The organism is Sphingomonas sp. GW821-FHT10F11, assembly GCF_058809095.1.
The window spans coordinates 290,364-315,501 of record NZ_JBXASH010000006.1; the positions used below are offsets into that span (position 1 = coordinate 290,364).

Below are 25,138 nucleotides of genomic sequence, written 5' to 3' on the forward strand. Positions count from 1 at the left end.
CGTCGATATAGTGGTGGCAGGGGCGGGGCCGGCCGGATCGGTCGCCGCGCTCGAGCTGGCACGGGCGGGGCTTTCCGTACTGATCGCCGACCGGCTGGGGCCGGCGCCGCCGAAGATCGGCGAGACCCTGCCGGGCGCGGCGATCCGGCTGTTGCACCGGCTCGATCTGGGCTCGATCGCCCGGACGAACGACGGCACGGGTCATTGCCATGTCGGCGGAACGCTGACCGCGTGGGATTCCGCGACGATGATCGCGAGCGATGCCATGGCCGATCCCTATGGCGCCGGCATCCGGCTCGATCGGGCGCGATTCGACGCAGCGTTGCGCCAGGCGAGCCTGGATGGCGGGGCGACGTTCCATTCGGCCAACATCTCGACGCTTGAGCGCGCGAGGCGGGGCTGGATCGCCGGGCTCGACGATGGCCGGCAGGTGGCGACGTCCTGGCTGGTCGATGCCACCGGCCGCCGCGGCAAGCTCGCGCGGCTGATCGGCGCGCGCCGGCGCCGTCACCGCGCGCTGGTCGCCGTCTATCGCTACGGCCGCCCGACGCTCAACGCAGCGCTCGACCGCACCATCATCGAGGCGCGGCCGGACGGCTGGTTCTATGCCGGGCGGCTGGGGGGCGGGCGCTGGGCCTTCGGTTTCCACACCTCGCCCGAAGAGGCAGCTTTGCTGCGACGCGACCCGGCGCGGTGGGACGCGATCCTGCGCGAGGCGCCAGGCCTGACCGCATTGCTCGGCGAACCCCGGTTCGATCCCGGCATGGTCTTTCGCGATGCGCGCGACGGCGGTCTCGCCTCGCCGGTCGGGGAAGGCTGGGTTGCGTGCGGGGATGCGGCGTTGAGCTTCGACCCGATCGCCGGGCAAGGTCTGTTCAATGCGCTGCGATCGGGAATGGCCGCCGCGCGGCACGTCATCGCCGCAATCGCAGGGGAATCCGGGTGCGGTTACGCCGCCGAACTCGCCCAGGTCGCTTCGGTCTATACCGAGCGGCGCCGGGCCCTGTACGACGCGCAGCGGCGCTGGCCCGATGCGCCGTTCTGGCGTTTCCAGCGCGACGAGCGCTTGTAGCCGCGGATTTCCAACCGAATCGGATATAGTCTTTCGGGAATCCGGCGCCTCGAAAAGGCCGGCACACCCAATATTTACCTGTCGTCGGCATAGCTCGGATGAATGACACCGGGGGAAACCGAGGAATGACCGAGATGCTGGGCAGCCAGGCTTTCGAAAGAGCAGCGCCCGCGAGTGCCGGCGTCGCCTTGCCCGACGCGGCGGGCGAAGCCATCGGGTTCGTGTTCGAGATCGCCGGATCGAGCAGCCAGGTGATGCTGGACGCGCGCGCGCTGGAGACCGCGTCGCGGCACAGCGACCCGGTCGCGGCAAGCGCCGGGCAGGTCGGCACCCAGATCAAGATGCGTGTCGGCAATGCCTGGCTGATCGCCAATATCCGCTCACTGAAGCTGGCCGACGGATCGAACGACCGGATCGCCGCCCAGGTCGATTTCCTGGGCGAGGGCGACGAGGAACGCCTGACCGGCAAGCTCTACAAGTTCCGCCGCGGCGTGACGCGGTATCCGACCCCCGGCTGCCGCATCTACCCGGTGACCACCGCCGACCTGAAGCAGATCTATGCCGCGGACGACCGCGCCAATATCGAGATCGGCACGGTCTATCCGACCAAGGACATCCGCGCCGCGCTCTATGTCGACGCGATGCTCGGCAAGCATTTCGCGCTGCTCGGATCGACCGGTACCGGCAAGTCGACCAGTGCCGCGCTGATCCTCCACCGAATCTGCGAGCTCGCGCCGCAGGGCCATATCGTGATGGTCGATCCGCACGGGGAATATAGCGCCGCGTTCAAGGACAATGGCGCGATCTTCGACGTGTCCAACCTGCAGATGCCGTACTGGCTGATGAACTTCGAGGAGCATTGCGAGGTGTTCGTCACCTCGGGCGGCTCCGAGCATCAGATCGACGCCGACATCCTCGCCAAATGCCTGTTGATGGCGCGCGCCAAGGGCCGGCTCGGCCAGGAAATCTCCAAGCTGACGGTCGACGCGCCGATCCCCTATCTGCTGAGCGACCTGACCAATCTGATCCAGCTCGAAATGGGCAAGATGGACCGGGCGGGCGACACCGCCCCCTATCTGCGGCTGAAGACCAAGATCGAGGAGATCAAGGCCGATCCGCGCTATAGCTTCATGTTCTCCGGCATGCTCGTCGCCGACACGATGGCCGGCTTCATCCAGCGCATCTTCCGCATGCCGGGCGACGGCAAGCCGATCTCGATCATCGACGTGTCGGGCGTGCCGTCCGAAATCACCTCGGTGGTGGTCGCGGTGCTGAGCCGGATGGTGTTCGACTATGCGATCTGGTCGCGCGGCGAGGCGCAGCGCCCGATCCTGCTCGTTTGCGAGGAAGCGCATCGCTACATCCCCAACGAGCGCAACGCCGACAATTCGTCGGTCGGCAAGATCCTCAGCCGGATCGCCAAGGAAGGCCGCAAATATGGCGTGTCGCTCGGCCTGATCACGCAGCGCCCGTCGGATCTGGCGGAAGGCGTGCTGTCGCAGCTCGGCACGATCATCTCGATGCGCCTGAACAACGACCGCGACCAGGCATTCGTCCGTGCGGCCATGCCCGAAGGTGCACGCGGTTTCCTCGATTCGATCCCGGCTTTGCGCAACCGCGAATGCATCATCTGCGGCGAGGGCGTCGCCATCCCGATCCGCGTGTCGTTCGACGGGCTGGAAGAGAACAAGCGGCCGGCTTCGGAAGATCCGCTCTTCTCCGAATTGTGGCGCGAAGTCGGCAACGAGGACCAGATCATCGGCCGCACCCTGAAGCGCTGGCGCTCGCAAGGTCGGTAGGGTCCGTACTCACTACCCGCAATGGCCGCGATCGCCCGGAGAGAGGCGCTGGCAAGGAAGGTTGCGCCGTCGCGGGCTGGTAGCCCGCGCAAGCAGCCTGACGCCGCCAGCACCTCTCTCCGGGCGACCCCTTCGGGGCAGGCGGCTTTTGGCGTGATGCGGCGTTGCGCGTCGGTCACGATGGAAAGCCATCGCTCCCTCCTTGCTCCTTGCCTCACGCCAAAATCCGCTCCGTCACGGCCGTTGCGGGTAGTGAGTACGGACCCTCGGCGACCTCAGGTCAGGCGCGGCAGCCACATCCCCATCGCCGCGCCGAAAATCCCGATCGCCGTGCCGAGCGTCAACACGGCCAGCAGCCCCGCCATGGCATAGCGACTTGTCGCCGCGCCGCGATCCTGCGTGCGCAGATAGAGTTCGAGCAGGGCGAGCGGCACGAGATAGCAGCCGAATGCCCAGAAGCGCACGAACGGGCCGTCGAACCCTTTGCCGCCGATGCCGACCGGCCCCTGGTTGAGCAGGATCCAGCACATCATCCCGACCCGGAAGAACCACACCCCGCCGACCAGGATGAAGCTGCGCAGCGCCCAGCGGCGGTGCGCGGCGATCCGGCGGGCAAGCGCGAGGCGCCATGCCGTGACGGCCGCGATCAGGATCAGTACGCCGTTGATGCTGATGCCGACGCGCATCGCCGCGCCGCCGGCGGTGCCGCGGGTCCAGACCATATAGATACCGGTCAGGCTGATCACGATCGCCGTCAGGATGTAGAGCCGTCCGTTCCAGCGGTGGAAGGGCAGGAAGCGGGCGCGGATCCAGGGAATGAGCTGGAGCGGCCCGCCGATGGTGATGATCGCCGCGAGCAGCAGATGCGCCGCGAGCGCGACATTGCCGATGGTGCCACCCGCGACATAGCCGCCGACCAGCACATCGTTCCACCGGGCGAAATCGCCGGCGGCAGCGGCTCCGCCGTAAAAACCCGCGATATAGAGGACGAACAGCCATTGGCCGATCATCGCCGTCAGGAACCAGGTCATGCCCGTGGCCCGAAGGGTTTTGGCGGCGGTCGCAGCCCGCGGTTTTCGTTCTTCCATCCTCCGGGCTTTAGTCCGCCCCGGATTCCGGGCACATGACGCCCGGGATCAAAAACATGGCTTTGCGTTGCAGGAGGGATGATGGCCGAACCCACCGTATCGGCGGGCTATGCCGGCAATCTGATGCAGTTCGCGGTGGCGAAGGGCGCCAGCGCGGCGCTGCTCGCCGAACGATCGGGCATCGCGCCCGACGACCTGGCCGACCCCGACAATCGCGTGCCGATGGCGCGCTATGTCGCGCTGATGAAGGCGGCGAAGGACCTGTGCGACGCCCCCGCTTTGGCGCTCGACCTGGGCGCCGAGAAGGATTTCAAGGAAATCTCGATCGTCGGGCTGATCTGCTACGCAGCGCCGACCATGGGGGCGGCGCTGATGGAGCTGAACCGGTTCAGCCGGCTGGCCGCCGAGGTCGACATGTCCGTCAGCGGCGCGCGATTCCAGCTGACCCCGATCGACGGGGAATTATGGCTGGTCGACATGCGGAGCGACCCGAACGCCTTTCCCGAGATGACCGAGGCGACCTGGTCGCGCTTCATATCGGAAACCACACGGCATTTCCCCGACGCGCCCTTCGCCAGGGCAGTGCACGTCACGCATGTCGCGCCAGGCCACGCCGCGGATTACGAGCGCGTGTTGAGGGTGCCGGTGACCTTCGGCAGCGACAAGAACGCGATCATGATCGATCCGTCCTGGCTGTCGATCGAGCTTCACCAGCCCAACCGCTATGTCTTCGGCGTGCTGAGCGAGCATGCCGACCGGCTGCTGAAGAGCCTGGAGAACGCGACGACGATGCGCGGGCAGGTCGAGAGCCTGGCGATCCCGCTGCTTCACACCGGCGACCTGGCGATGGACGATATCGCGCGGCGGATGGGGATGAGCCGTCCGTCGCTTTATCGCCGGCTGAAGGAGGAGGGGGTCAGCTTCGAGGCGCTGATCGACGATCTGCGCCACCGCATGGCGCTGCATTATCTGGGCGGCCGGAAAGCGTCAGTGAACGAGACCGCCTATCTGATCGGCTTTTCTGACCCGAGCTCCTTTTCAAGAGCGTTCAAGCGCTGGACCGGATCGAGCCCGCGTAACCGGAAATCCGGCTGACCGGGATCAGTGCGCGCCGGGCTTCACCGCCATCAGATTGGCGTAGCGCGCCTTGAACGCGCGCAGCGCGTCGCCCGAGAGCTGCGCCATGCTGGAGAAGGACATCGACCGTGGATTGACCGCGATGCCGTTCTTCCAGACCTCCCAATGGAGATGCGGGCCGGTCGACAGGCCGGTCGAGCCGATATAGCCGATGACCTGGCCGGCCGCGACGCTCTGGCCCTGACGGACCGCGATTCGGCTCATATGGCCATAGCCGGTGCCGATGCCCCCGCCATGCCCCAGCTTCACGAAATTGCCATAGCCCCGGTTGCGCCCGGCAAAGGCGACGACGCCGGCCATCGCGGCGTGGATCGGTGCGCCATAGGGAGCCCCGATATCGAGCCCCTTGTGCATGCGGGTGAAACCGAGCAACGGATGGCGGCGCAGACCGAAGGTCGAGGTGATATGGCCGGCGACGGGCATGCCCATGGTGCCGCGCCGCTCATACTGGCCCGACGCCTCATACCATTGGCCGTCACTCCATTTGATCAGCTGAGTCTTCTTGCGGCCCTGATCGAGCCCGGCGAACATCAGGCTGCCGATCTGGACCTCGCCGGTAGCGGCGCGGGCCTGTTCGACGATGATGTCGAACGTGTCGCCGGCGCCGACGTCGCGGCCGACCGAGAGGCGGGTCGCCATCGCCTTGATATAGGATTCGACGATCTTGGCGGGGACGCCGGCGGCGCGTGCCGAACGATAGAGGCTGCGGCCGGCCAGGCCCTGGAAACGGGCCGGGGTGTGATCGATCACGATCGGGTGGCGGGTCAGGACGAGCGCGCCGTTCACGCGCGATACGCTGAGATTGAGGTCGAAGCGCGCGCGGAACGACAGGAGATCGAGCGGACGGGCGACGTTGCGGTTCGCGCGGCGCCCGAGCGTCATGTCGATCGGCGTGCCGGGCTTGATGTCGCCGAGGCCGACCGCACCCGAAACGAGCTTCGCTGCATTGGACGCGTCGCCTTCGGACACGCCGGCGCGCTGCAGCACGCGGGTGAAGCTGTCGCCATTGCCGAACAGGGTGGTGAGATCGATGATCGGGCGTTCGGGCGTTTCGGTGAGCGGCGCGACCAGATCGTTCGCCGCCATATGCCGCCCGGTATCGGCACCCCAGGCGAGCGGCGCGATCGATTGAGCGCGGGCCTCGTCCCAGTCGGCGCCTTCGAGCGCGGGCGGGGCGACACCCGGGATCGTCCTGTCGAAGCTGGGCGCGAGCATCCAGCTGGCGGTGCAGAGCGCGGCGCAGGTCGCGGCCCCACGCCACCAGTCGATCGAGCCGATCTGCGATCCGAGATCCGGCGCCCAGTCGACCCGCGCGATCGCGTCACGCAGGCGATCGATCGTCCGCGGTTCGGCCAGGGGCACGATCGCCCGGCCGAACGACAGGGTTGCGGTGCCACCCGCCTGATCCGATCCATGGTCACTGCGCAAAAACAAAGGCTGTCCGCCCCCAGGTCGCGGCGCCGTCTGAAAAAAGAACCCCCCGGCGCGAGGCCAAATGACTGTGGCGATATTCTCCTAAAGTCAAATTAAGGAATGTTCCGGGGTGGGACTCGCACGGCGAAGCGTGGCGGCGCTGCGACAACCGGTCACAGGGGTGGAGGATTCACCAAATCCGTCAAGCATTCGATATGGTTAGTGCAGATTTCGACCGGGATTTCGAGCAGGCAGGTTGCGCCCGCGCGATCGGCACGCGATGTTGACCGCACGATGAAGCGTGACAGCGAACGTCCGGTGACCGCGGTGCTGGGCCCGACCAATACCGGCAAGACCCATCTGGCGGTCGAGCGGCTATGCGGCCATTCGAGCGGCATGATCGGCTTTCCGCTGCGGCTGCTGGCGCGCGAGGTCTATGACCGGGTGGTGAAGATCAAGGGCGCGAACCAGGTCGCGCTCATCACCGGCGAAGAGAAGATCGTCCCGAAGGACGCGCGCTGGTTCCTGTGCACCGTCGAGAGCATGCCGGTCGATCGGGATCTCGCCTTTGTCGGGATCGACGAGGCGCAATTGGGGGCCGACCCCGAGCGCGGGCATGTCTTCACCGACCGAATCCTCCGCGCGCGAGGGCGTGAGGAGACGATGATTCTCGGCTCCGAGGCGCTGCGGCCGATGCTCAAGGCTTTGGTGCCGGGGATCGACATCCTCAACCGGCCGCGTTTCTCGACGCTCAGCTATGCCGGTGCGCGGAAGATTTCGCGGCTGCCCAAAAGGTCGGCGATCGTCGCCTTCTCGGCCGAGGAGGTCTACGCGGTCGCCGAGATGCTGCGCCGCCTGCGCGGCGGCGCGGCGGTGGTGATGGGCGCCCTCTCCCCGCGAACACGCAATGCGCAGGTCGCGATGTTCCAGGCGGGCGAGGTCGATTATCTCGTCGCGACCGACGCGATCGGCATGGGGCTCAACATGGACGTGGCGCATGTCGCCTTTGCCAGCCTCGACAAGTTCGACGGGCACCGCCAGCGCCGGCTGACGGTGGCGGAGATGGCGCAGATCGCCGGACGTGCCGGCCGGCACCAACGCGACGGGACGTTCGGTGCGCTGGTCGAGGAAGGCCCGGGCGCCTTCACCCCCGAAGAAGTGCTGGCGATCGAGGAGCATCGCTTCCCGCGGCTCGACTTCCTCTATTGGCGCGACGGCGATCCCGACATGGCCAGTATCGATGCGCTGATCGCCAGCCTCGAGGCGCGGCCGACCGAGCGGGTGCTGCGTGCCGCGCCGCAATCGACCGACCTCGCGGTGCTCAAGCGCCTCGCCGAGGAGGATTGGGTGCGCGACCGGGTGCGCTCGCCCGCCATGGTCAGACGGCTCTGGGCCGCGGCGGGGCTGCCCGATTTCCGCAAGCTCGGCGTCGATCCGCATGCGCGCTTCGCGGGACGGGTGTTCGGCCATTTGAGCGAAGGCACCGGCCATATCCCGCACATCTGGTTCGCCGAGGAGATCGCGCGGCTCGACAATGTCGCGGGCGATGTCGAGACGCTGGCCGGGCGAATCGCGGCGGCGCGGAGCTGGGCCTATATCGCCAACCGGCCCGACTGGCTGGCCGATCCGGCGCATTGGGCGGCACGCGCGGCGGCGGTCGAGGAGCGGCTGTCCGACGCGCTGCATCTCAGCCTGACCCAGCGCTTCGTCGACAAGCGCACCACGATGCTGCTGCGCCAGATCGGCGCCGACAAGGGCGCCCTGCCGGTGACGATCGGGCCCGAGGGCGAAGTGATGGTCGAGGAGCACGCGATCGGGCGGCTCGACGGCTTCCGCTTCAGCGTCGCCGCCGATGCGCGGCACGGCGACAAGCGACTGTTGCTGGCTGCTGCCGAACGCCGCCTCGGCGACGAGAGGGCGCGACGGGGCGAGAAGCTTGCCGCGGCAGAGGATGCCACGCTGGCGATCGACGACCGCGCGCGGCCAGCGATCCTGTGGGAAGGCCTCCAGGTCGCGGAACTCGGGCCCGGTCCGTCGCTGGTGCGACCACGCGTAAAGCTCGATCGGTCCCTCGATTGCCTCGAACGCGGATTGCAGGCGCGGGTGCGGTCGCGGCTGGAAGAATGGCTGGCGGCCGAGATCGCGCGACGCCTGCCGGGGCTGGTCGCGCTCGACGCAGCGCGGCGCGATCCGGCGGCCACGGCGCCGCTCCGCGCGGTCGCGGCGGCGCTGGTAGGCGCGGGCGGGATCGTTGCGCGCGGCGGGATCGATGCTGCGGTGGACGCGCTCGATCCGGCAGCGCGCAAAAGACTGCGGACGATCGGGGTGACGATCGGGGCGCTCGACCTGTTCGATCCGCGGCTGCTCAAGCCCGGGCCGGCGCGCTGGCGGCGGATGCTGATCGCGACACAGGCCGAACGCGCGCCCGGCGCAGCACCGCCCGACGGCGCCAGCGTACTGGCGCATGGTACGCAGGGGGCGAGTCTCGTCGACGGCTATCGGCCGCTCGGCAATCAGGCAGTACGGGTCGATCTCGCCGAGCGGATCGCCCGGGCGGCGCATGATGCGCGTGCGGGGCGGAAGCCCTTCGCCCCCGATCCGGCGCTTGCCACCTCGATCGGCGTTACGCCAGAAACGCTGGCACGGCTGATGGCGGCGCTCGGCTTCCGCCCCGCGCCGGCGCAGGAGGGCGCGCCGCGCTGGGTTTGGCGGGGGCTGACCCGCATCAGGGTGGCGCCGCCGCCGCGCGACAATGCCTTTGCGGCGCTCGCCGGATTGCGGTCCACGCATGGCTAGTGGGGCTGACGGCGCGACGATGCGGCTCGACCGGTTCCTCTGGTTCGCGCGGCTCGCCAGGACCCGCAGCGCGGCCCAGAAGATCGCCGGCGAAGGCCGGTTGCGGCTCGACGGGCGCGCGGTCGACCGCGCCCATGCCAATGTGCGCGTCGGCAGCGTGATCGCCTTCATGCAGGGCACGCGGGTGCGCGCGATCCGGGTCGAGACATTGCCGGTGCGGCGCGGGCCCGCACCCGAGGCGCAGGCCTGTTACACCGACCTCGTCATTGAGAACGTCTCGCATCAGGCTTCGAGCGATTGACGACGGCCACGGCCGGGCATAGCAGACGAGGCGTTTCGTCGGACCTGATCGGTCCGGGGGCGTTTCGTCGGGCCCATGGGTTCCGAGCTGGGGAGTATGCAATGACCTACGTCGTCACCGATGCCTGCATCAAGTGCAAGTACATGGACTGCGTCGAGGTCTGTCCGGTCGATTGCTTCTATGAAGGCGAGAACATGCTGGTGATCAATCCCAGCGAGTGCATCGATTGCGGCGTGTGCGAGCCCGAATGCCCGGCCGAGGCGATCCTGCCCGATACCGAGAACGGTCTCGAGAAATGGCTCGAGCTGAACAACACCTTCTCGTCGCAATGGCCCAACGTCACGCGCAAGAACGATCAGACCCCGGCCGATGCCGACGAGCACAAGGGCGAGGACGGCAAGTACGACAAATACTTCTCGCCGGAACCTGGCTCGGGCGACTGATCGCCGGCTCTTTTAGTCGCTTCCGTATGATTTTTCGCGGGGGCGGCCCGCAATGGGCGTACTGCGGCTGGTAATTTTATTACGACTCTGCTACATGATGTAGGACGGAGGCGCGGATTCGCGCCATCCGGCTGGAGACGTTTAAATCAACAACCCCTTATCGCGCGCACGCAGCCCCGCTGCCGCCGCGCACCCTCAGGGGAACCAGTCCACGGAAAGGCTCAACGGAATGGCTGCCAAGGCGCTGTCCTTCGACGTCGGCGATTATGTCGTTTACCCCAAGCACGGCGTCGGCCGTGTCATCGAGCTGCAGCGGCAGGAAATCGCCGGCATGCAACTCGAACTCTATGTTCTCCGTTTCGAGAAGGAGCGCATGACGCTCCGCGTCCCGACCAACAAGGCGGAAAGCGTCGGCATGCGCAAGCTGTCGTCGGACAAGACGCTGCGCGAGGCGCTCGACACGCTGACCGGCAAGCCGCGGGTGAAGCGCACCATGTGGTCGCGCCGCGCCCAGGAATATGAGGCGAAGATCAATTCGGGCGACCTGGTGTCGATCGCCGAAGTGGTCCGCGACCTGTTCCGCGCCGACGACCAGCCCGAGCAGAGCTATTCGGAGCGGCAGATCTTCGAAGCGGCGACCAGCCGCCTCGCGCGCGAACTCGCCGCGATGGAGCAGGTCGATGAACCGACCGCTCAGGAAAAGATCCTGGAGATCCTCCGCAAGGCGGCGGCGATCCACAACAAGGACAAGACCCCCGCCTGATCGCGGGCGTCGGACTCCAGACGGAAGGGGCGGCCGGCGACGGTCGCCCCTTTTCGTTTGGGCCTTGGCGATTGCATGCTCTGTCTTGGTGTGTTATTAAGCCAATACACATAAGGAGGATATCATGCGTCTCGTTGCCCTGATCCTGGCCCTGCCGCTGACGGCGGTCCCGCTCGCGGCTTGCTCGTTCACTGCGAGTGGCGATGATTCGAAACCCGGTATCGCCGGATCGGGCAGCGGCACCACCCGCAGCTATTCCGTGGCCGATTTCACCGGTGTCGAGCTGCGCGGGTCGGATGACGTCGATGTGCGCGTCGGCACCGGCTTCTCGGTGCGGGCCGAAGGGCCCTCGGAGCAGCTCGACAAGCTCAAGATTGAAAAGGTCGGCGGTACGCTACGGGTCGGCCGGATCAACGGCAACAGCTTCAACTGGGGCAGCGGCGACCATAAGGGCGTGAAGATCTTCGTGACGATGCCGCGCATCGCCGAGGCGAGCATTGCCGGATCGGGCGACATGGCGGTCGACCGGGTCGAGGGCCAGAGCTTCAACGGCTCGAGCGCGGGGTCGGGCAGCCTTGATGTCGCGGCGATCAATGTCGAGACCGGCAAATTCTCCATCGCGGGATCGGGCGACATGAGCCTGAAGGGCAGCGTGAAGAAGCTGGCCATCGACATCGCCGGATCGGGCGGCGTCGATGCACCGGGGCTGACCGCGCAGGGCGCCGAAGTGTCGATCGCCGGTTCGGGCAGCGTACGCGCCACGGTGAAGGGCGGTGCCGCGGTATCGGTGATGGGATCGGGCGATGTCGATCTTGGCCCGGACGCCAAATGCGCGACCTCCAAGATGGGGTCGGGCGATGTGCGCTGCGGCAGCTGAGCTACGTATACACCGCTCTTGCCTGAACGCGTGATTGGGACGATGCCGGGCGGATGATCCGCCTCCTGCCCGCACTCCTCCTGTTGCTCCTGCCGGTTTCGGCAAGTGCGGCCGATCGGACCTATTCGGTCGGCAGCTTCGACCGGGTCCGCGTCGAGGGGCCGTTCCAGGTACAGCTCCTGACCGGCAAGTCGCCCGGCGCGCGCGCCTCGGGCGAGACACGGGTGATCGAGAGCCTCGACATAAGGGTCGAGGGGACGACCCTGATCGTCCGCGCGGGCATCAACGGCTGGGGCGAGCAGCCCGTCGCGGGCAACAAGGGCGCGCCGATAATCGCCGTATCGACCCTGGCGATCCGCAGCGCGATCGTGATCGGCGGCGGGCGGCTGAACGTCACCGGCCCGGTTCGCGGCCAGCGCATCGACCTGTCGGTGAGCGGCAGCGGCGCGATCGACGCCGGTGCGATCCAGGCCGATCAGTTCAACGCGACGATGCTCGGATCGGGCAGCATGAAGCTGGGCGGCCGCGCCGCCAAGGTTCAGCTCACCGCCAACGGAACCGGCGGGATCGATGCGGCGGCGCTGACCGCCAGCGACCTGATCCTGCTGCTCGACGGACCGGGCGAGATGCGCGCGACCGCCCGCTTCACGGCGAAGGTCACCACCACCGGCCTGGGCGCCGTCACCGTCTATGGCAGTCCCGCTTGCACCGTGAAGGCAGTGGCAGGCGGCCCAGTGAGCTGTGGCAAGCTGCCAGCGCCTTAAATCAGGCCCAGTCCGGCGAGTTTGCCCATCAGCGCGGCGGGCATTTGATCGCCCACCACCATGTCGCCGTCGAGATCGGCAGGCGCGTCGGCATCCTCGAGATAGCGCCAGCCCTGGTGCGCGCGCTTGGGCCGGGCCTGGGTGAGGATCAGCTTCGGATCGATATGGATCGCGACGCGTCCGCCCTCCGCCTCGCCGAAATGCAGGATCGGGGAGCGCGCGATGAGCTGGTGCTTGATGATCCAGAACAGCGAGCCCTGCCCCGCGATCTCCTCATGCCTTTTGGGCAGATAGCGCGTGGTCAGGAACACCGGGCCGGCCTCGGCCCGCAGCCGCAGCCGCTCGGCGAGATGATCGACACCCGTGGCGGCAAACGCAACCTTGGTAATATGCAGCGGCATTTCAGCGATTTGGGAAGCCGGGGCTCAACCGCCAAGGCCCCATAGGGTAGCGAGGCCCAGGAACGAGAAGAATCCCATCACATCCGTCATCATCGTGACGAACACCGCGGAGGACACCGCCGGATCGACGCCGGCACGTTCGAGCCCGACCGGGACCAGCACGCCCGACAGGCCGGCGATCAGATTGTTGATCACCATCGCCATGGCGATGACGATGGCGAGATCGGCATTGCCGAAGATGAGATAGGTGCCGAGCCCGATCAGCACGCCGAGCATCGAGCCATTGGCCGCGGCGATGGTGAATTCGCGCATGATCATGCGCTGCGTGTTGGAACTGGTCAGCTGATTCGTGGCAAGGGCGCGCACCACCACCGCGAGCGTCTGCGTACCGGCATTGCCGCCCATACCCGAGACGATCGGCATCAGCACCGCGAGCAAAGCGAATCGCCCGATCTCGCCCTGGAACAGCCCAACCACCGAGGCGGCGAGCATCGCCGTGCCGAGATTGACGGTCAGCCAGGTGATTCGCGTGCGCACGGTCAGCCGGATCGGCTCGTTGATGTCGCCCTCGCCCGCGCCGGACAGGCGCAGGATATCCTCACCGGCCTCTTCGGAGATGATGTGGACGATGTCGTCGACGGTGATCATGCCGACCAGCCGCCCGCCCGAATCGACCACCGCGGCCGAGATCAGCGCATATTTCTGGAAGCGCAGCGCGACCTCTTCCTGGTCCATATCGACCGGGATCAGGGTCTGCTCGCGCTTCATCACATCGGCGATCGAGACGGTGCGCGGGGTGCGCAGGATCCAGGAGAGCTGGCAGGTGCCGACCGGCTTGTGCGCCGGATCGACGACGAAGATCTCCCAGAAATCGGTGGTCAGCTCTTCATGGCCGCGCAGATAGTCGATTGCGTCGCCGACGCTCCAATGCTCGGGTACCGCGATCAGCTCGCGCTGCATCAAACGGCCGGCGGATTCCTCGGGATAGGAAAGCGCTTCCTCGATCGCGGCGCGATCGTCGGGATCGAGCGCGCGGAGCACGGCGCGCTGGTCGTCCTCCTCCATGTCCTCGATGATCGCGACCGCGTCGTCGGTATCGAGCTCCGAGGCGATGTCCGCCACTTCGTGCGGTTCCAGCGCGTCGATCAGGTCCTCGCGGACATAATCGTTCATCTCGGCGAACACATCGGCGTCGAGCAGGTCGGTGATCGCCTTGGCGAGATCCGCGCGCTCTTCGTGCGGCGTCAGCTCGAACAGATCGGCGATGTCGGCGGGGTGGAGCGGTTCGACCAGCGCGCGCGCCGCCTCGGTATCGCCCTGCTCGACCGCGTCGAGCACGGCCCGGACGAACTCCGGTTTCAGCCGGTCGTCCTCGTCGAGCTGGCCGGTTTCGGTCTCGGTTTCGGGCTGGGTCAGTTCGGTCTCGCTCATCCTGACCTCCCAAAGCCGACGCGATGCCCGCCTCTACCCCCGCGCGGCGCCAAAGCCAAATCACCATGACAGCATTTGTAACGGGACCGAAATCAGCGTTTCGCTTACCCGGTCCATGGCTCACAGCCGGACGGAAGGGGTTCGAAATGCGACCCCGGGCCTCTTCCGTCTCCCGCGCCCGCGCTCAGACAGACACGCCCCCGTGTGAGCGCGGGCCCGCCCCATAACGGCGCCACCTGCCATTGCGGTTCTCGAAGACGGCCCCTAGGTGCGGGGACCATTTTCTTCAGGAGCCCTCCCACATGGCCGATTCCCCCGAAACCCTTACCCTGACGCTCGACGGCGGCGAGGTGACGATCAAGCTGCGCCCCGATCTGGCGCCGCAGCATGTCGCGCGCATCGTCGAGCTGGCCAATGACGGCTTTTACGACGGCGTCGTCTTCCACCGCGTGATCCCGGGCTTCATGGCGCAGGGTGGCGACCCCACCGGCACCGGCATGTCCGGATCGGACAAGCCCAACCTTCCGGCGGAATTCTCCAAGGAGCCGCATGTCCGCGGCGTGTGCTCGATGGCCCGCGCGCAGAGCCCGAACAGCGCGAACAGCCAGTTCTTCATCTGCTTCGACGATGCGCGGTTCCTCGACGGCCAGTATACCGTGTGGGGCGAAGTGACGTCCGGCATGGAGCATGTCGACGCGCTGCCCAAGGGCGAGCCGCCGCGCGAGCCGGGCAAGATCGTCAAGGCTAGCGCTGCTTGAACTCTTGGCAGCCCCTCCCCTCCAGGGGAGGGGCCTAGAGGAAGTCACACCCCCGGATCGCCGATCGTTTCGATCAGCCAGTCGTGGAACAGCCGCACGGGCCGCTGCGCGAGCGCGCGGGGGCGGCAGGCGAACCAGTAGCTGTACGGGCTCTCCACCTCGATATCGAACAGCTTGACCAGCCGGTCGTCATGCGCGTCCTCGAAATGGCTTTCGTGCATGAAGGCGATGCCGAGCCCCTGCGCTGCCGCCTCGAGCATCAGCGCGCCCGAATCGAAATGATCGATCGCCAACGGCTCGAGATCGTCCAGCCCCGCGGCGCGGCGCCAGGCGGTGAAGGTGTCGGGCATGTCGCGGTGGACCAGCGCGGTGAGCCCGGCGAGCTGTTTCGGCCGGGTAATGGGGTCGGCCCGCTCGATCAGGTCGCGCGCGCCGATGACATAGACCGAATTGCGATCGAGCCGCTTGCCATAGAGCGCCGGGTCGATTTCGCGTGCCAGCGCGATCACCGCGTCGAGTCCGTCGCCAAGCCGGGCGAGCCCGTGCGCCGCGGTATCGATGTCGAGATGAAGTTCCGGATGCTTGGCGCGCAACTCGCCGAGCCGGGGGAACAGCCGCTGCGACGCGAACAGCGGCAGGATGCCGAGCCGCAGCCGCAGCACGTCGGTGCCGCTGGTCATCATCTCGACCGCATCGGACAGGCTGTCGAGCGCCGGCGCGATCTGCGCGATCAGGCGTTCTCCATCGGCATTGAGCACGACGGCCTGGTGACGGCGATCGAACAGGGGCTTGCCGATGAAGCGTTCGAGCGCCTGGATACGGCGGCTGAGCGCGGGCGGGGACAGCGCGAGTTCCTGCGATGCGGCCTTGATCGAGCCGAGGCGCGCCACCTGGACGAAGGCCTCGATCGCGGTCAGCGGCGGCAATCTGCGCATGATCCAAGCGCTCCCTTCACGCCCGCATTGTGCGCCGCGTCATATACCCTGTGTTCCAAATCTACCATCGTCCCTCGTACGATTGCCAGCATTGATTGCATCAAACGCAATTGCGCCGACTCTTTTCGCACTTGCAGCATAAGCCGCTGCGCCGCATATAGAACAGGCCTTTCAGGCATCCTCTCCTAAAACTTTCAAGGCCGATCCCTCGGGGTCGGCCCTTTTTTTTGCCTGCTTCCAGTAGCTTATCCGAAGCAGGCGACACCCCCCTCGTATCTGAGGAACCACGAACCTATCTCGCGCGCTCAACATCGAGTTCTCGAGGGGATCCTATATGGCCGATGGCGAAGCGCCCGTCCGGAAATTGCAGGTGGCGAATGCCCGGCCGGAAGACAGCGGCCGGGGTCTTGCGCATGTACCGCGCGCGCTGATGTCGGCGCTGGGTATCGGCGAAGGCGATGTGATCGAGATCGTCGGCAAATCGACCACCCCCGCGCGCGCCGTCGCGCCCTATGCCGAGGACGAGGGCCTGGAGATCATCCGCATCGACGGCCTGCAGCGCGCCAATGCCGGTGCCGGCTCGGGCGATTTCGTCGAGGTGCGCAAGGTCGAATCCAAGCCAGCGACGCGGGTGGTGTTCGCCCCCGCGCAGCAGAATCTGCGGCTTGAGGGATCGTCCAACGCGCTCAAGCGCACCTTTTTCGGCCGGCCGCTGACCCAGGGCGATGTCGTCGCGACCGCGGGACAACAGCGCGTCGACAATATGCCGCCGGGCGTCCAGCAATTCCTCCGCGCGCCGGCTTATGCGCTGCAGGAGATCCGCCTCGCGGTGATCGGCACGACGCCAAAGGGCGTCGTCCATGTCGACGAGAACACCGAGATCGAGCTGCGCCCCGAATATGAGGAGCCGAAAGAGGCCCGCCGCGCCGACGTGACCTATGACGATATCGGCGGCATGGGCCCGACGATCGACCAGTTGCGCGAGATGGTCGAGCTTCCCCTGCGTTATCCCGAGCTGTTCCAGCGCCTGGGCGTCGATCCGCCCAAGGGTGTGCTGCTGCACGGGCCGCCCGGCACCGGCAAGACGCGCCTGGCGCGCGCCGTCGCCAATGAAAGCGCAGCCGAATTCTACCTGATCAACGGCCCCGAGATCATGGGGTCGGCCTATGGCGAATCCGAAGGCAAGCTGCGCCAGGTGTTCGAGGAAGCGGCCAAGAATGCGCCCTCGATCGTGTTCATCGACGAGATCGATTCGATCGCGCCGAAGCGCGGCCAGGTGTCGGGCGAGGCGGAGAAGCGCCTCGTCGCGCAGTTGCTGACCTTGATGGACGGGCTTGAGGCGCGCGCCAATGTCGTCGTCATCGCCGCGACCAATCGCCCCGAGGCGATCGACGAGGCGCTGCGGCGTCCCGGCCGGTTCGACCGCGAGATCGTGGTCGGCGTGCCCGACGAGCGCGGGCGTCGCGAGATCCTGGGCATCCATACCCGCGGCATGCCGCTGGGCGACAAGGTCGACCTCAACGAGCTGGCGCGGACCACCTACGGGTTCGTCGGTGCCGATCTCGCCGCATTGGCGCGCGAGGCGGCGATCGAAGCGGTGCGCAAGATCATGCCGCGCCTGAACCTCGCCGAGGGCACGATCCCGCCCGAGGTGCTCGATACCCTGGCCGTCACGCGCGAGGATTTCCTCGATGCGTTGAAGCGGGTCCAGCCGAGCGCGATGCGCGAAGTGATGGTCGAGGCGCCGCGCGTCCGCTGGGAGGATGTCGGCGGGCTCGACAAGGCGCAGGCTCGCCTGAAGGAAGGCGTCGAGCTGCCGCTGAAGGACCCCGACGCGTTCCGCCGACTCGGCATTCGCCCGGCCAAGGGCTTCCTGCTCTATGGCCCGCCCGGTACCGGCAAGACGCTGCTGGCCAAAGCGGTCGCGCGCGAGGCGGAGGCGAATTTCATCGCCACCAAATCAAGCGACTTGCTGAGCAAATGGTATGGCGAATCCGAGCAGCAGATCGCTCGGCTGTTCGCCCGCGCACGGCAGGTGGCGCCCTGCGTCATCTTCATCGACGAGCTCGATTCGCTGGTCCCCGCGCGCGGCGGCGGGCTGGGCGAGCCGCAAGTGACCGAGCGGGTGGTCAACACCATATTGTCCGAGATGGACGGGCTCGAGGAGCTTCAATCAGTCGTGGTGATCGGCGCGACCAACCGGCCCAACCTGATCGACCCGGCGCTGCTGCGGCCGGGCCGGTTCGACGAGCTGGTCTATGTCGGCGTGCCGGACAAGGCCGGACGGCGGCGGATCCTGGCAATCCAGACCGGCAAGATGCCGCTCGCCGCCGATGTCGATCTCGACGAGATGGCGAGCCGTACCGAGCGTTTCACCGGCGCCGACCTGGAGGATCTCGTCCGCCGGGCGGGCCTGGTCGCGCTGCGCCAGTCGCTGTCCGCCGCCGAAGTGACGATGGCGCATTTCGAGGAGGCGCTGGAGGATTCCCGTGCTTCGGTGACGCCGGACATGGAGCGCGAATATGAGCAGATGGCGGCGCGGCTGAAGCAGGAAGCCTCAGCCATCCAGCCGATCGGCTTCATCACCCCCGGGCAGCTTCGCCCCCATGGGCCGAAAGGCACCGACTAAAGGCTCCCGCAAGGCGAACCAGCAATAGCCGAGCAGGAGGATGAGCGCGGCACCCGCTGTCAGATAGGGCAGCGCGTGTTGCGCCTCATAGAGCCCCACCCCGATCGACGGCCCGAGCACGAAGGAGGCGCCGTTGATCGAGGTGACCTTGCCCGCGACCGATCCCTGCGCGGCGTGCCCGACCGCGAGCGACGAACCCGCGGTAAAGCCCGGACGGGTGAAGCCGAAGCCGATCGAGGCCAGCGCATAGGCCGTGGCGATGCCATAAAGCGAGGTCGCAAGGCCGGTCAGCGCGCAGCCCGCCGCGCCGATGACCAGGCCGACCAACATCAATTGCCGCGGCTTCATGTCGAGCAACGGGATGATGCCCCATTGCACGAGCAGCGCCGCCCCCGCGCCCATCATCAGCACGATGCCGGTCGGCTGAAGCGCCTCGGCCGGCGGGAGCTGGAGCCGGTCGATGACGAGGAAGCCGACTGCCTGGCTGGTCATCGCCTGGGCATGGCCCATCACCAGCCCGGCGATCATCCAGGCACGGATGCGCTGATCGAAATAGCCGACCCGCTCGCTGTGCGGCTCGATCGCCGCCGTGATGCTCGCACCGCTGCTCTGCCCGCCGATCGAGGGATAGGCATTGGCGGCGCCGCCATGCGTGCCGGGCTGAGGGGTGACATCGTTGGGCAGCCGCTTGACCACGGCGATATAGATGCCGACCGCGAACAGGGCGAAGATGAAGGCGGGGCCGGCCAGCCCGATCTCCACCGCGCCGATGCTGCCGAGGATCAGGAACGGGGCGATCGCCGGCCCGAGGATCGTGCCGAGCCCAAAGGCCGAACCGAGCAGGGTCAGCGCCCGCGTGCGCTCCTCGCGGCTGGTGCGGCCGGCGACCAGCGCCTGGACCGCGGGCGGCGCCGCCGACCCGAAGGTGCCGTAGATCAGCCGCCCGCCGATGAAGCAGATGAAGGCGGCCGTACCGCTGATCCAGCCATTGATCCCGGCGGCGAGGAACAGGCCGCACAGCAGCAGCGAGACGCAGAAGCCACCGACGCCGAGCAGGATCATCGCCCGCCGGCCATGTCTGTCCGAACGATTGGCCCAATAGGGCGCGGCGACCACCCACAGCAGCGCCGACACCGAAAAGGCAGCGGCGACCGCGCTGTCGGGCACTTTCAACGAGCGCCCCAGCGCGGGCAGGACCGATTGCAGCGCGGTGTTGCCGGCGGCGATCGTCAGCATCACCAGGAACAGGAGCGCGAAATCGCGATTGACCTCGGGTGCCCTCACTCCTTTGACCAGGCGTAGGAACGCTCGGCCGCACAGACGATCACTTCATAGCTCTCATACCAGCGCGCCCGTCCGGTATCGCGGATCGTCTTGTGCTCGGGATGGTCGCGCCACGCGAGCGCGCTGCCCTCGTCCGCCCAGAAACTGAGCGTGATGCCGAGCCCGTCGGGCCCACGCGTGCTCTCGATGCCGCGATAGCCGGGCTGGGATTTCGCGAGCGACTCCATCGCCTCGGCGGCGGCGGCATAGCCCGCATCGTCCACGGCGGTGCGCCGGGAAAGGAAGATCACCACGATCTGGCCGGTCCGGTCGTCGCGCATGCGCCTCGCTTAGGCGCTTCCCGGCGGCGTGCAACCCTGAACGGGACGCTCATCGCGCCGCGAGCGGACCCTAAGACTTGAATGTTCGTTACAGGATTGCGACAGATGCTCGTGACTCATCAAAAACAAGGATCGCCAGTGACCGTTTCCACCACTGCCGCGCGACGCCAGCGCCGGGCCGCCGCCGGAGTGCTCTCACCCTGGGCCATGTTCCTGAAAGGGTTCATGAAACATCCGGTGATGGTCGGATCGATCGTTCCTTCCTCGGGCAAGCTGATCCGCAAGATGCTTGGCCCGGTGGACTGGCAGAACACCAAGCTGTTCGTCGAATATGGCCCGGGCGTGGGCACCTTTTGCCCGCATATCCTCGAGCGGCTTGCGCCCGACGCGACATATATCGCGATCGACACCAATCCCGATTTCATCCGCTATCTGCGTCACGAGATCACCGACCCGCGTTTCCTGGCGGTGGGCGGATCGGCGGCCGATGTGCGCCAGATCGTCGAGGACCATGGTTTCGACCATGCCGATTACGTCCTGTCGGGACTGCCCTTCTCGACCCTGCCGGCCGGTGTCGGCGACGCGATCGGCCAGGCGACCGCCGATGTGCTGCGTCCCGGCGGCGCCTTCCTGGTCTATCAATTCTCGCCCAAGTGCCGCGACTTCATCGAGCCCTATATTCCGAAGGTCGACCACGACATGGAGTGGTGGAACGTGCCGCCGGCCCAGCTCTATTGGGCGTGGAAGGAATAAGGCTCAGGGCTTCTTCGTCAGCCGCTTGCGCGGCCCGAAATTGAGCCTTTTCGTCACATTGTAGTCGAGCACGGTCATGACGAAGAAGGCGGCTGCCTGCTTTATGCGGACCCACCAGTTGGTGCGCGCCCTGTAGAGATCGGCGGTGATCCGTTCGGACTGGGCGACCTCACCGTCGACATAGGTACGGACATGCGCGGCAAAGGCCTTGTCGTCGATCCGGAGCATCATCTCCAGGTTCAGGAACAGGCTGCGGATGTCGTAATTGGCCGAGCCGATATAGACCAGATCGTCGATCACGAAGAGCTTCGTGTGGAGCTTGGTCGGCTGATATTCGTAGATTTCGACACGCTTGCGCAGCAGCCCGGCATAGGTGAAGCGCGACGCCCAGATCGCCGCGCCATGGTCGTTCTTCGACGGCAGGACGATGCGCACCTTGCCGCGCATGCCGGCCCGGTCGAGCCGTTTCAGCATGCCGGAGCTTGGCGCGAAATAGCCGGCGATGATGTCGATCGCCTGCGCAGTCTGCATATCCCGTTTCACCGCGCGCGCCCAGGGCGACAAACGCCGGGTCGGCCCGCCGAACAGCCAGCGAGTCTTGCCTTCCGGCTCACTCCAGGTGCCGAGCGCGCGGCGCAGCGAGCGAAGCGGCGCCTTGGGTTGCTTCGACCAGCGCGACAGGGCGTCGAAATAACCGGCGATATGCTGGGCGGCGGGCCCTTCAACCAGCAACCCGAGATCGCGCCACGCCTGTTCGGCCGGGGTACCGAAATAGCTGTCCTGTACGTTGAAGCCGCCGATGATCGCCCGCGCTTCATCCGCCAGCGCCAGCTTCTGATGGTTGCGCAGCAGGTAACGCCGGCCCCAGCGCGGCACGAAGCGGCAGACATCGACGCCCGCATCGCGCAGCGGCTCGAAGAAATGACGCTGCTCGGCATGCTCGCTGCCCAGGCCATCGACCACCAGCGACACCGTCACCCCGCGCGCTGCCGCGTCGAGCATCGCCTGGCGGACCCGCGCGCCCGCGTCGTCGTCGACATAGATGTAGTAGATGATGCGCAACGTGCGCTCGGCGCTCGCGATGAGCGCGATCAGCGCCTCGAGCCGGCGTGGTCCGGTATCGAGCATGGTCAGCATGTTGCCGTCGACAGTGAAGCTCGGCTGGACGGCGGGTTCGGTCATCGTCCAGATGTGGTCGCGTGGCGAGGCGGGGGCAAGCCGGATTCCTTGACTCCTGGCAGGTTGCACCCTAGATCGCCGGTCTTCATTCTATCGTTGTTTGCGAAGGAAGCCGTTCATGGCGCGCGTCACTGTCGAGGATTGCGTCGACAAGATTCCCAACCGGTTCGATCTGGTGTTGTTCGCAGCGCAGCGTGCGCGGCAGATTTCCGGCGGTGCCGACCTGACGATCGACCGCGATCGCGACAAGAACCCGGTGGTCGCGTTGCGCGAGATCGCCGAGGAGACGGTACGCCCGAATCACCTGGAAGAGGCAGTCGTTTCCGGCCTGCAGCGCGTCCAGGTCGACGACGAGGACACGCCCGATGAGATCGGCAGCCTGGCCGCATCGGCCGAGGCACTCCGCCTCACCGCAGCCGCGCCGCCGCGCAACCAGAATCTGGGCGGCGACTACGAGGGCTGAGCCCTTCGGTCATCGGACGAACAAAAAGCCCGCGGAGCGATCCGCGGGCTTTTTTGTGCCCGTGATGGGTGCCCTCGCTTATTCCTCGGCCGCTGCCTCCCGCCGACCCTTGAAACCCTGCGCCACCACATACCATTCCGACGAGCCCTTGCGGCTGGCGGGCGGCTTGGCGTGCTTCACCGTCTTGAAGTTGCGCTTCAGCTCGGCAACCAGCGACGCGTCGGCGCCGCCGGCGAACACCTTGCCGACAAACACCCCGCCCGGCTCGAGCACATCGACGGCGAAGGCGAGCGCTGCCTCGACCAGCGCCATGGTCCTGAGCGCATCGGTCTGCGGATGGCCGACGGTGTTGGCCGCCATGTCCGACAGCACCAGATCGGGCGCGCCGCCCAATGCCTCGGCGAGCCTGGCCGGCGCGGCATCGTCCATGAAATCCATCTGGAAGATCGTCACGTCGTCGATCGGATCGACCGGCAACAGATCGATGCCGACGATGGCGATCTTGGGCGAGCGCCGCCGCACGACCTGGCTCCAGCCGCCCGGCGCGATGCCGAGATCGACCACGCGCTTCACGCCGCGCAGGAAACCGAAGCGCTCGTCCAGCTCGATCAGCTTGTAGGCGGCGCGGCTGCGATAGCCCTCCGCCTTGGCGCGCTTCACATAGGGGTCGTTGAGCTGACGATCGAGCCAGCGCGTCGATTGCGGGGTCCGCCGCCGCGCGGTCTTGACCCGGACCCGAAGGCCGCCACCGTCCTTGTTCATAAAGCTTTCCCGCCGATCAACCGGCGCAATATGCCTTCGCGAATGCCGCGGTCGGCGACGCCGAGCCGTTCGGCCGGCCAGAGATCCATGATCGTCTCGAGGATCGCGCAACCGGCGACGACCAGATCGGCCCGCTCATTGCCGATACAGGGTAGCGTCGCGCGTTCGGCAAGGCTCATCCGCGACAGGTCGCTGCTGATCTTCCGCATCGAGGTGGCCGGCACGATCAGCCCGTCGACTGCCGAGCGATCATAGTGCGACAGACCGAGATGGACGCTGGCGAGCGTCGTGACGGTGCCGCTGGTGCCGAGCAGCCGCGGCCGCTCCATCCCGGTCGGCAGGCGGCTGGCGAAGCCGGCAAAGCTTTCCGCGACGAGGCTGCGCATCCGCGCATAAGCGGCGGCCAGGCCGTCGGTGCCGGTGCCCCCACCAGCGCTTTCGGTGAGCGAGACGACGCCCCAGGGCGCGCTGTGCCAGTCGAGCACCACCGGGACCTTGGGCCGCGTATCGACCAGCACCAGTTCGGTCGAGCCGCCGCCGATGTCGAACACCAGGGCGGGATCGTCGCCGGGTTCGATCAGCGCCTGGCAGCCGAGCACGGCGAGGCGCGCTTCCTCCTCGGCTGAGATGATGTCGAGATGGATGCCCGTCTCTTCATAGACGCGCGCGATGAACTCGGGGCCGTTGCTCGCGCGGCGGCACGCCTCAGTCGCGACCGAGCGCGACAGGGCGACGTTGCGGCGCTTGAGCTTGTCGGCGCAGACTTTCAACGCGGCAAGCGTGCGGTCGATCGCCGCATCGCTGAGGCGGCCGGTGGCGGCCAGTCCTTCGCCCAGCCGGACGATTCGCGAAAAGGCATCGACCACGGCGAAGCCATTGCCCTGCGGCCGCGCGATCAGCAGGCGGCAATTATTGGTGCCGAGATCGAGCGCAGCGAAGTGGCGCGCCTCGGGCCAACGCGCGCGTCCCGCCCCAGGAGTCTTGCCGGGGGTCGGCGCCGAACGGGCAGGTCTGTCCTGCCGGTACGGCATCTTGGGCGAATGATCCCCCATGCCGTGTGTACTCGCTTTTATGTTCTGCCGTCGCGCCGGCCCGGAAAGGCCGCCGTTCGGTGCTTGGGCAAAGGGTAGCGCAGGCAGTGGCTTGCGGCAAGCAGCGCGCCCACCGTCGGTTGACAGCCCCGGCGCGGCCCCCTAGATCGCCCCCCACGTTGCCCCGTCGTCTAATGGTAAGACTACGGACTCTGACTCCGTCTATTGAGGTTCGAATCCTCACGGGGCATCCATCCATCCGGTATTAGGTAGCAAACGCACCGAACGATATCCGGCCATAGCTGCTGCACAGTCCATGACTAGCGGTCTACCGCAAAGAGAAAGATGGAGTCACAGGACACGCTAGGGGCATCCTGGTCTTTGCGGCTGGAGTGAGCAGTATGACGAACGCGTATCCATGGGTGCTGGGCCTGTTAGGGCTGGTCGTCGCTGCCGGCTCGCTCTCGCCATACGCTGCGAAATTGAAACCGGTGCAGGCAGCGGGTTTTGCCAGTGGGATGCTCATTATACTCATCGCGCTCCTGCCGCCTGGTAAAATTAGCTTCTGGGGTAATTCCTACGAGCCGTTAGCCGCTGCAAAAGCTGACGAAGTTGCTGCGACTGGATTGCAGCTCGATGCGCTTTCCCGCCGTGTCGCTGCCCTAGGCCGTGAACTCATAAAACCGGTCGAGGGCAGAAGGGGTAAGTAGCTTGAGGGCTTCGCCGATGCTGTCGGCGC

The 25,138-nt window shown here is 66.9% G+C and carries 24 protein-coding genes and 1 tRNA gene; 15 read left to right on the forward strand and 10 right to left on the reverse strand.

The annotated features are described in order from the left end of the window. Positions 1 to 13 precede the first annotated feature (13 nt). Complete coding sequence (locus AC1RT8_RS18435; RefSeq protein WP_493077254.1) at positions 14 to 1,072, forward strand: tryptophan 7-halogenase; 1,059 nt, start codon at positions 14 to 16, stop codon at positions 1,070 to 1,072. Between the two features lie 125 nt (positions 1,073 to 1,197). After that, entirely contained in the window at positions 1,198 to 2,871 is a 1,674-nt protein-coding gene (locus AC1RT8_RS18440) for an ATP-binding protein (protein WP_493077256.1), read from the forward strand. 275 nt (positions 2,872 to 3,146) lie between these two features. Here AC1RT8_RS18440 and AC1RT8_RS18445 read toward each other — a convergent pair whose 3' ends face one another. Next, positions 3,147 to 3,902 (reverse strand): DUF2306 domain-containing protein, encoded by a 756-nt coding sequence (locus AC1RT8_RS18445; protein WP_493077257.1) that lies wholly within the window; start codon positions 3,900 to 3,902, stop codon positions 3,147 to 3,149. 138 nt (positions 3,903 to 4,040) lie between these two features. Here AC1RT8_RS18445 and AC1RT8_RS18450 point away from each other — a divergent pair, with 138 nt between their 5' ends. After that, a complete protein-coding gene (locus tag AC1RT8_RS18450; RefSeq protein WP_493077259.1) occupies positions 4,041 to 5,054 on the forward strand; it encodes an AraC family transcriptional regulator in 1,014 nt (337 codons plus the stop codon). 6 nt (positions 5,055 to 5,060) lie between these two features. Here AC1RT8_RS18450 and AC1RT8_RS18455 read toward each other — a convergent pair whose 3' ends face one another. Beyond that, positions 5,061 to 6,530 carry a M23 family metallopeptidase gene (locus AC1RT8_RS18455; RefSeq protein ID WP_493077261.1) on the reverse strand — a complete coding sequence of 490 codons (1,470 nt, stop codon included), beginning with the start codon at positions 6,528 to 6,530 and terminating at the stop codon, positions 5,061 to 5,063. Positions 6,531 to 6,803: 273 nt separating this feature from the next. Here AC1RT8_RS18455 and AC1RT8_RS18460 point away from each other — a divergent pair, with 273 nt between their 5' ends. From AC1RT8_RS18460 to AC1RT8_RS18485, 6 genes are all read left to right on the forward strand, one after another. Continuing rightward, positions 6,804 to 9,305 (forward strand): helicase-related protein, encoded by a 2,502-nt coding sequence (locus AC1RT8_RS18460; RefSeq protein ID WP_493077263.1) that lies wholly within the window; start codon positions 6,804 to 6,806, stop codon positions 9,303 to 9,305. Continuing rightward, a complete protein-coding gene (locus AC1RT8_RS18465; RefSeq protein ID WP_493077265.1) occupies positions 9,298 to 9,606 on the forward strand; it encodes an RNA-binding S4 domain-containing protein in 309 nt (102 codons plus the stop codon). The genes AC1RT8_RS18460 and AC1RT8_RS18465 overlap by 8 nt, the downstream gene beginning before the upstream one ends. 101 nt (positions 9,607 to 9,707) lie before the next feature. Further along, positions 9,708 to 10,049, forward strand: coding sequence for a ferredoxin FdxA (fdxA, locus tag AC1RT8_RS18470; protein ID WP_493077266.1), 342 nt, complete (start codon positions 9,708 to 9,710; stop codon positions 10,047 to 10,049). A gap of 229 nt (positions 10,050 to 10,278) precedes the next feature. Continuing rightward, a complete protein-coding gene (locus tag AC1RT8_RS18475) occupies positions 10,279 to 10,812 on the forward strand; it encodes a CarD family transcriptional regulator (RefSeq protein ID WP_272624218.1) in 534 nt (177 codons plus the stop codon). A gap of 124 nt (positions 10,813 to 10,936) precedes the next feature. Next, the gene (locus tag AC1RT8_RS18480; protein ID WP_493077268.1) at positions 10,937 to 11,689 is read left to right on the forward strand and encodes a head GIN domain-containing protein; all 753 of its coding nucleotides are present in this window, start codon (positions 10,937 to 10,939) and stop codon (positions 11,687 to 11,689) included. Between the two features lie 53 nt (positions 11,690 to 11,742). Beyond that, a complete protein-coding gene (locus AC1RT8_RS18485) occupies positions 11,743 to 12,453 on the forward strand; it encodes a GIN domain-containing protein (protein ID WP_493077270.1) in 711 nt (236 codons plus the stop codon). On the opposite strand, the gene AC1RT8_RS18490 is transcribed toward AC1RT8_RS18485, so the two are convergent. Together AC1RT8_RS18490 and mgtE are read right to left on the reverse strand one after the other, a co-directional pair. Beyond that, positions 12,450 to 12,854 carry a DUF1489 family protein gene (locus AC1RT8_RS18490; protein WP_493077272.1) on the reverse strand — a complete coding sequence of 135 codons (405 nt, stop codon included), beginning with the start codon at positions 12,852 to 12,854 and terminating at the stop codon, positions 12,450 to 12,452. The two genes, AC1RT8_RS18485 and AC1RT8_RS18490, sit on opposite strands and share 4 nt — an antisense overlap. A gap of 24 nt (positions 12,855 to 12,878) precedes the next feature. After that, positions 12,879 to 14,285, reverse strand: coding sequence for a magnesium transporter (gene mgtE / locus AC1RT8_RS18495; protein WP_493077274.1), 1,407 nt, complete (start codon positions 14,283 to 14,285; stop codon positions 12,879 to 12,881). A 302-nt stretch (positions 14,286 to 14,587) separates the two neighbouring features. Here mgtE and AC1RT8_RS18500 point away from each other — a divergent pair, with 302 nt between their 5' ends. Continuing rightward, entirely contained in the window at positions 14,588 to 15,043 is a 456-nt protein-coding gene (locus AC1RT8_RS18500; protein WP_493077275.1) for a peptidylprolyl isomerase, read from the forward strand. A 44-nt stretch (positions 15,044 to 15,087) separates the two neighbouring features. On the opposite strand, the gene AC1RT8_RS18505 is transcribed toward AC1RT8_RS18500, so the two are convergent. Next, the gene (locus tag AC1RT8_RS18505) at positions 15,088 to 15,978 is read right to left on the reverse strand and encodes a LysR substrate-binding domain-containing protein (RefSeq protein ID WP_493077277.1); all 891 of its coding nucleotides are present in this window, start codon (positions 15,976 to 15,978) and stop codon (positions 15,088 to 15,090) included. A 334-nt stretch (positions 15,979 to 16,312) separates the two neighbouring features. Between AC1RT8_RS18505 and AC1RT8_RS18510 the strand changes: the two genes are divergently transcribed. Further along, entirely contained in the window at positions 16,313 to 18,607 is a 2,295-nt protein-coding gene (locus AC1RT8_RS18510; protein WP_493077278.1) for a CDC48 family AAA ATPase, read from the forward strand. Here the strand turns inward: AC1RT8_RS18510 and AC1RT8_RS18515 are convergent. Next, positions 18,536 to 19,843: an MFS transporter gene (locus tag AC1RT8_RS18515; protein WP_493077308.1), complete on the reverse strand. Its 1,308-nt coding sequence runs from the start codon at positions 19,841 to 19,843 to the stop codon at positions 18,536 to 18,538. The genes AC1RT8_RS18510 and AC1RT8_RS18515 overlap by 72 nt on opposite strands. 44 nt (positions 19,844 to 19,887) lie before the next feature. Then, positions 19,888 to 20,211 carry an antibiotic biosynthesis monooxygenase family protein gene (locus AC1RT8_RS18520; RefSeq protein WP_493077280.1) on the reverse strand — a complete coding sequence of 108 codons (324 nt, stop codon included), beginning with the start codon at positions 20,209 to 20,211 and terminating at the stop codon, positions 19,888 to 19,890. A 138-nt stretch (positions 20,212 to 20,349) separates the two neighbouring features. Here AC1RT8_RS18520 and AC1RT8_RS18525 point away from each other — a divergent pair, with 138 nt between their 5' ends. Further along, on the forward strand, positions 20,350 to 20,964 hold the full coding sequence (locus AC1RT8_RS18525; RefSeq protein WP_493077281.1) for a class I SAM-dependent methyltransferase: 615 nt from the start codon (positions 20,350 to 20,352) through the stop codon (positions 20,962 to 20,964). Between the two features lie 3 nt (positions 20,965 to 20,967). Here AC1RT8_RS18525 and AC1RT8_RS18530 read toward each other — a convergent pair whose 3' ends face one another. Next, entirely contained in the window at positions 20,968 to 22,146 is a 1,179-nt protein-coding gene (locus AC1RT8_RS18530; protein WP_493077283.1) for a phospholipase D-like domain-containing protein, read from the reverse strand. A gap of 115 nt (positions 22,147 to 22,261) precedes the next feature. Here AC1RT8_RS18530 and rpoZ point away from each other — a divergent pair, with 115 nt between their 5' ends. Then, positions 22,262 to 22,606, forward strand: a complete 345-nt coding sequence (gene rpoZ / locus AC1RT8_RS18535) for a DNA-directed RNA polymerase subunit omega (protein ID WP_272624204.1) — start codon at positions 22,262 to 22,264, stop codon at positions 22,604 to 22,606. A 78-nt stretch (positions 22,607 to 22,684) separates the two neighbouring features. Here the strand turns inward: rpoZ and AC1RT8_RS18540 are convergent, their stop codons facing one another. Next, positions 22,685 to 23,368, reverse strand: coding sequence for an RlmE family RNA methyltransferase (locus AC1RT8_RS18540; RefSeq protein WP_493077286.1), 684 nt, complete (start codon positions 23,366 to 23,368; stop codon positions 22,685 to 22,687). Continuing rightward, entirely contained in the window at positions 23,365 to 24,420 is a 1,056-nt protein-coding gene (locus AC1RT8_RS18545) for a Ppx/GppA phosphatase family protein (RefSeq protein WP_493077287.1), read from the reverse strand. The genes AC1RT8_RS18540 and AC1RT8_RS18545 overlap by 4 nt, the downstream gene beginning before the upstream one ends. Before the next feature lie 159 nt (positions 24,421 to 24,579). On the opposite strand from AC1RT8_RS18545, the gene AC1RT8_RS18550 reads away from it, so the two are divergent. Further along, a tRNA-Gln gene (locus tag AC1RT8_RS18550) sits at positions 24,580 to 24,653 on the forward strand. Positions 24,654 to 24,800: 147 nt separating this feature from the next. After that, a complete protein-coding gene (locus tag AC1RT8_RS18555; protein ID WP_493077288.1) occupies positions 24,801 to 25,109 on the forward strand; it encodes a hypothetical protein in 309 nt (102 codons plus the stop codon). Positions 25,110 to 25,138: the final 29 nt, after the last annotated feature.

Bases quoted from the DNA above. Each gene is read 5' to 3' on its own strand.
- AC1RT8_RS18440 (WP_493077256.1), top strand. From the start codon at position 1,198: ATGACCGAGATGCTGGGCAGCCAGGCTTTCGAAAGAGCAGCGCCCGCG.
- AC1RT8_RS18445 (WP_493077257.1), bottom strand. From the start codon at position 3,902: ATGACCTGGTTCCTGACGGCGATGATCGGCCAATGGCTGTTCGTCCTC.
- AC1RT8_RS18450 (WP_493077259.1), top strand. From the start codon at position 4,041: ATGGCCGAACCCACCGTATCGGCGGGCTATGCCGGCAATCTGATGCAG.
- AC1RT8_RS18460 (WP_493077263.1), top strand. From the start codon at position 6,804: ATGAAGCGTGACAGCGAACGTCCGGTGACCGCGGTGCTGGGCCCGACC.
- AC1RT8_RS18465 (WP_493077265.1), top strand. From the start codon at position 9,298: ATGGCTAGTGGGGCTGACGGCGCGACGATGCGGCTCGACCGGTTCCTC.
- fdxA (WP_493077266.1), top strand. From the start codon at position 9,708: ATGACCTACGTCGTCACCGATGCCTGCATCAAGTGCAAGTACATGGAC.
- AC1RT8_RS18475 (WP_272624218.1), top strand. From the start codon at position 10,279: ATGGCTGCCAAGGCGCTGTCCTTCGACGTCGGCGATTATGTCGTTTAC.
- AC1RT8_RS18480 (WP_493077268.1), top strand. From the start codon at position 10,937: ATGCGTCTCGTTGCCCTGATCCTGGCCCTGCCGCTGACGGCGGTCCCG.
- AC1RT8_RS18485 (WP_493077270.1), top strand. From the start codon at position 11,743: ATGATCCGCCTCCTGCCCGCACTCCTCCTGTTGCTCCTGCCGGTTTCG.
- AC1RT8_RS18490 (WP_493077272.1), bottom strand. From the start codon at position 12,854: ATGCCGCTGCATATTACCAAGGTTGCGTTTGCCGCCACGGGTGTCGAT.
- mgtE (WP_493077274.1), bottom strand. From the start codon at position 14,285: ATGAGCGAGACCGAACTGACCCAGCCCGAAACCGAGACCGAAACCGGC.
- AC1RT8_RS18500 (WP_493077275.1), top strand. From the start codon at position 14,588: ATGGCCGATTCCCCCGAAACCCTTACCCTGACGCTCGACGGCGGCGAG.
- AC1RT8_RS18505 (WP_493077277.1), bottom strand. From the start codon at position 15,978: ATGCGCAGATTGCCGCCGCTGACCGCGATCGAGGCCTTCGTCCAGGTG.
- AC1RT8_RS18510 (WP_493077278.1), top strand. From the start codon at position 16,313: ATGGCCGATGGCGAAGCGCCCGTCCGGAAATTGCAGGTGGCGAATGCC.
- AC1RT8_RS18515 (WP_493077308.1), bottom strand. From the start codon at position 19,843: ATGCTGACGATCGCCGCCGGCAACACCGCGCTGCAATCGGTCCTGCCC.
- AC1RT8_RS18520 (WP_493077280.1), bottom strand. From the start codon at position 20,211: ATGCGCGACGACCGGACCGGCCAGATCGTGGTGATCTTCCTTTCCCGG.
- AC1RT8_RS18530 (WP_493077283.1), bottom strand. From the start codon at position 22,146: ATGACCGAACCCGCCGTCCAGCCGAGCTTCACTGTCGACGGCAACATG.
- rpoZ (WP_272624204.1), top strand. From the start codon at position 22,262: ATGGCGCGCGTCACTGTCGAGGATTGCGTCGACAAGATTCCCAACCGG.
- AC1RT8_RS18540 (WP_493077286.1), bottom strand. From the start codon at position 23,368: ATGAACAAGGACGGTGGCGGCCTTCGGGTCCGGGTCAAGACCGCGCGG.
- AC1RT8_RS18545 (WP_493077287.1), bottom strand. From the start codon at position 24,420: ATGGGGGATCATTCGCCCAAGATGCCGTACCGGCAGGACAGACCTGCC.
- AC1RT8_RS18555 (WP_493077288.1), top strand. From the start codon at position 24,801: ATGACGAACGCGTATCCATGGGTGCTGGGCCTGTTAGGGCTGGTCGTC.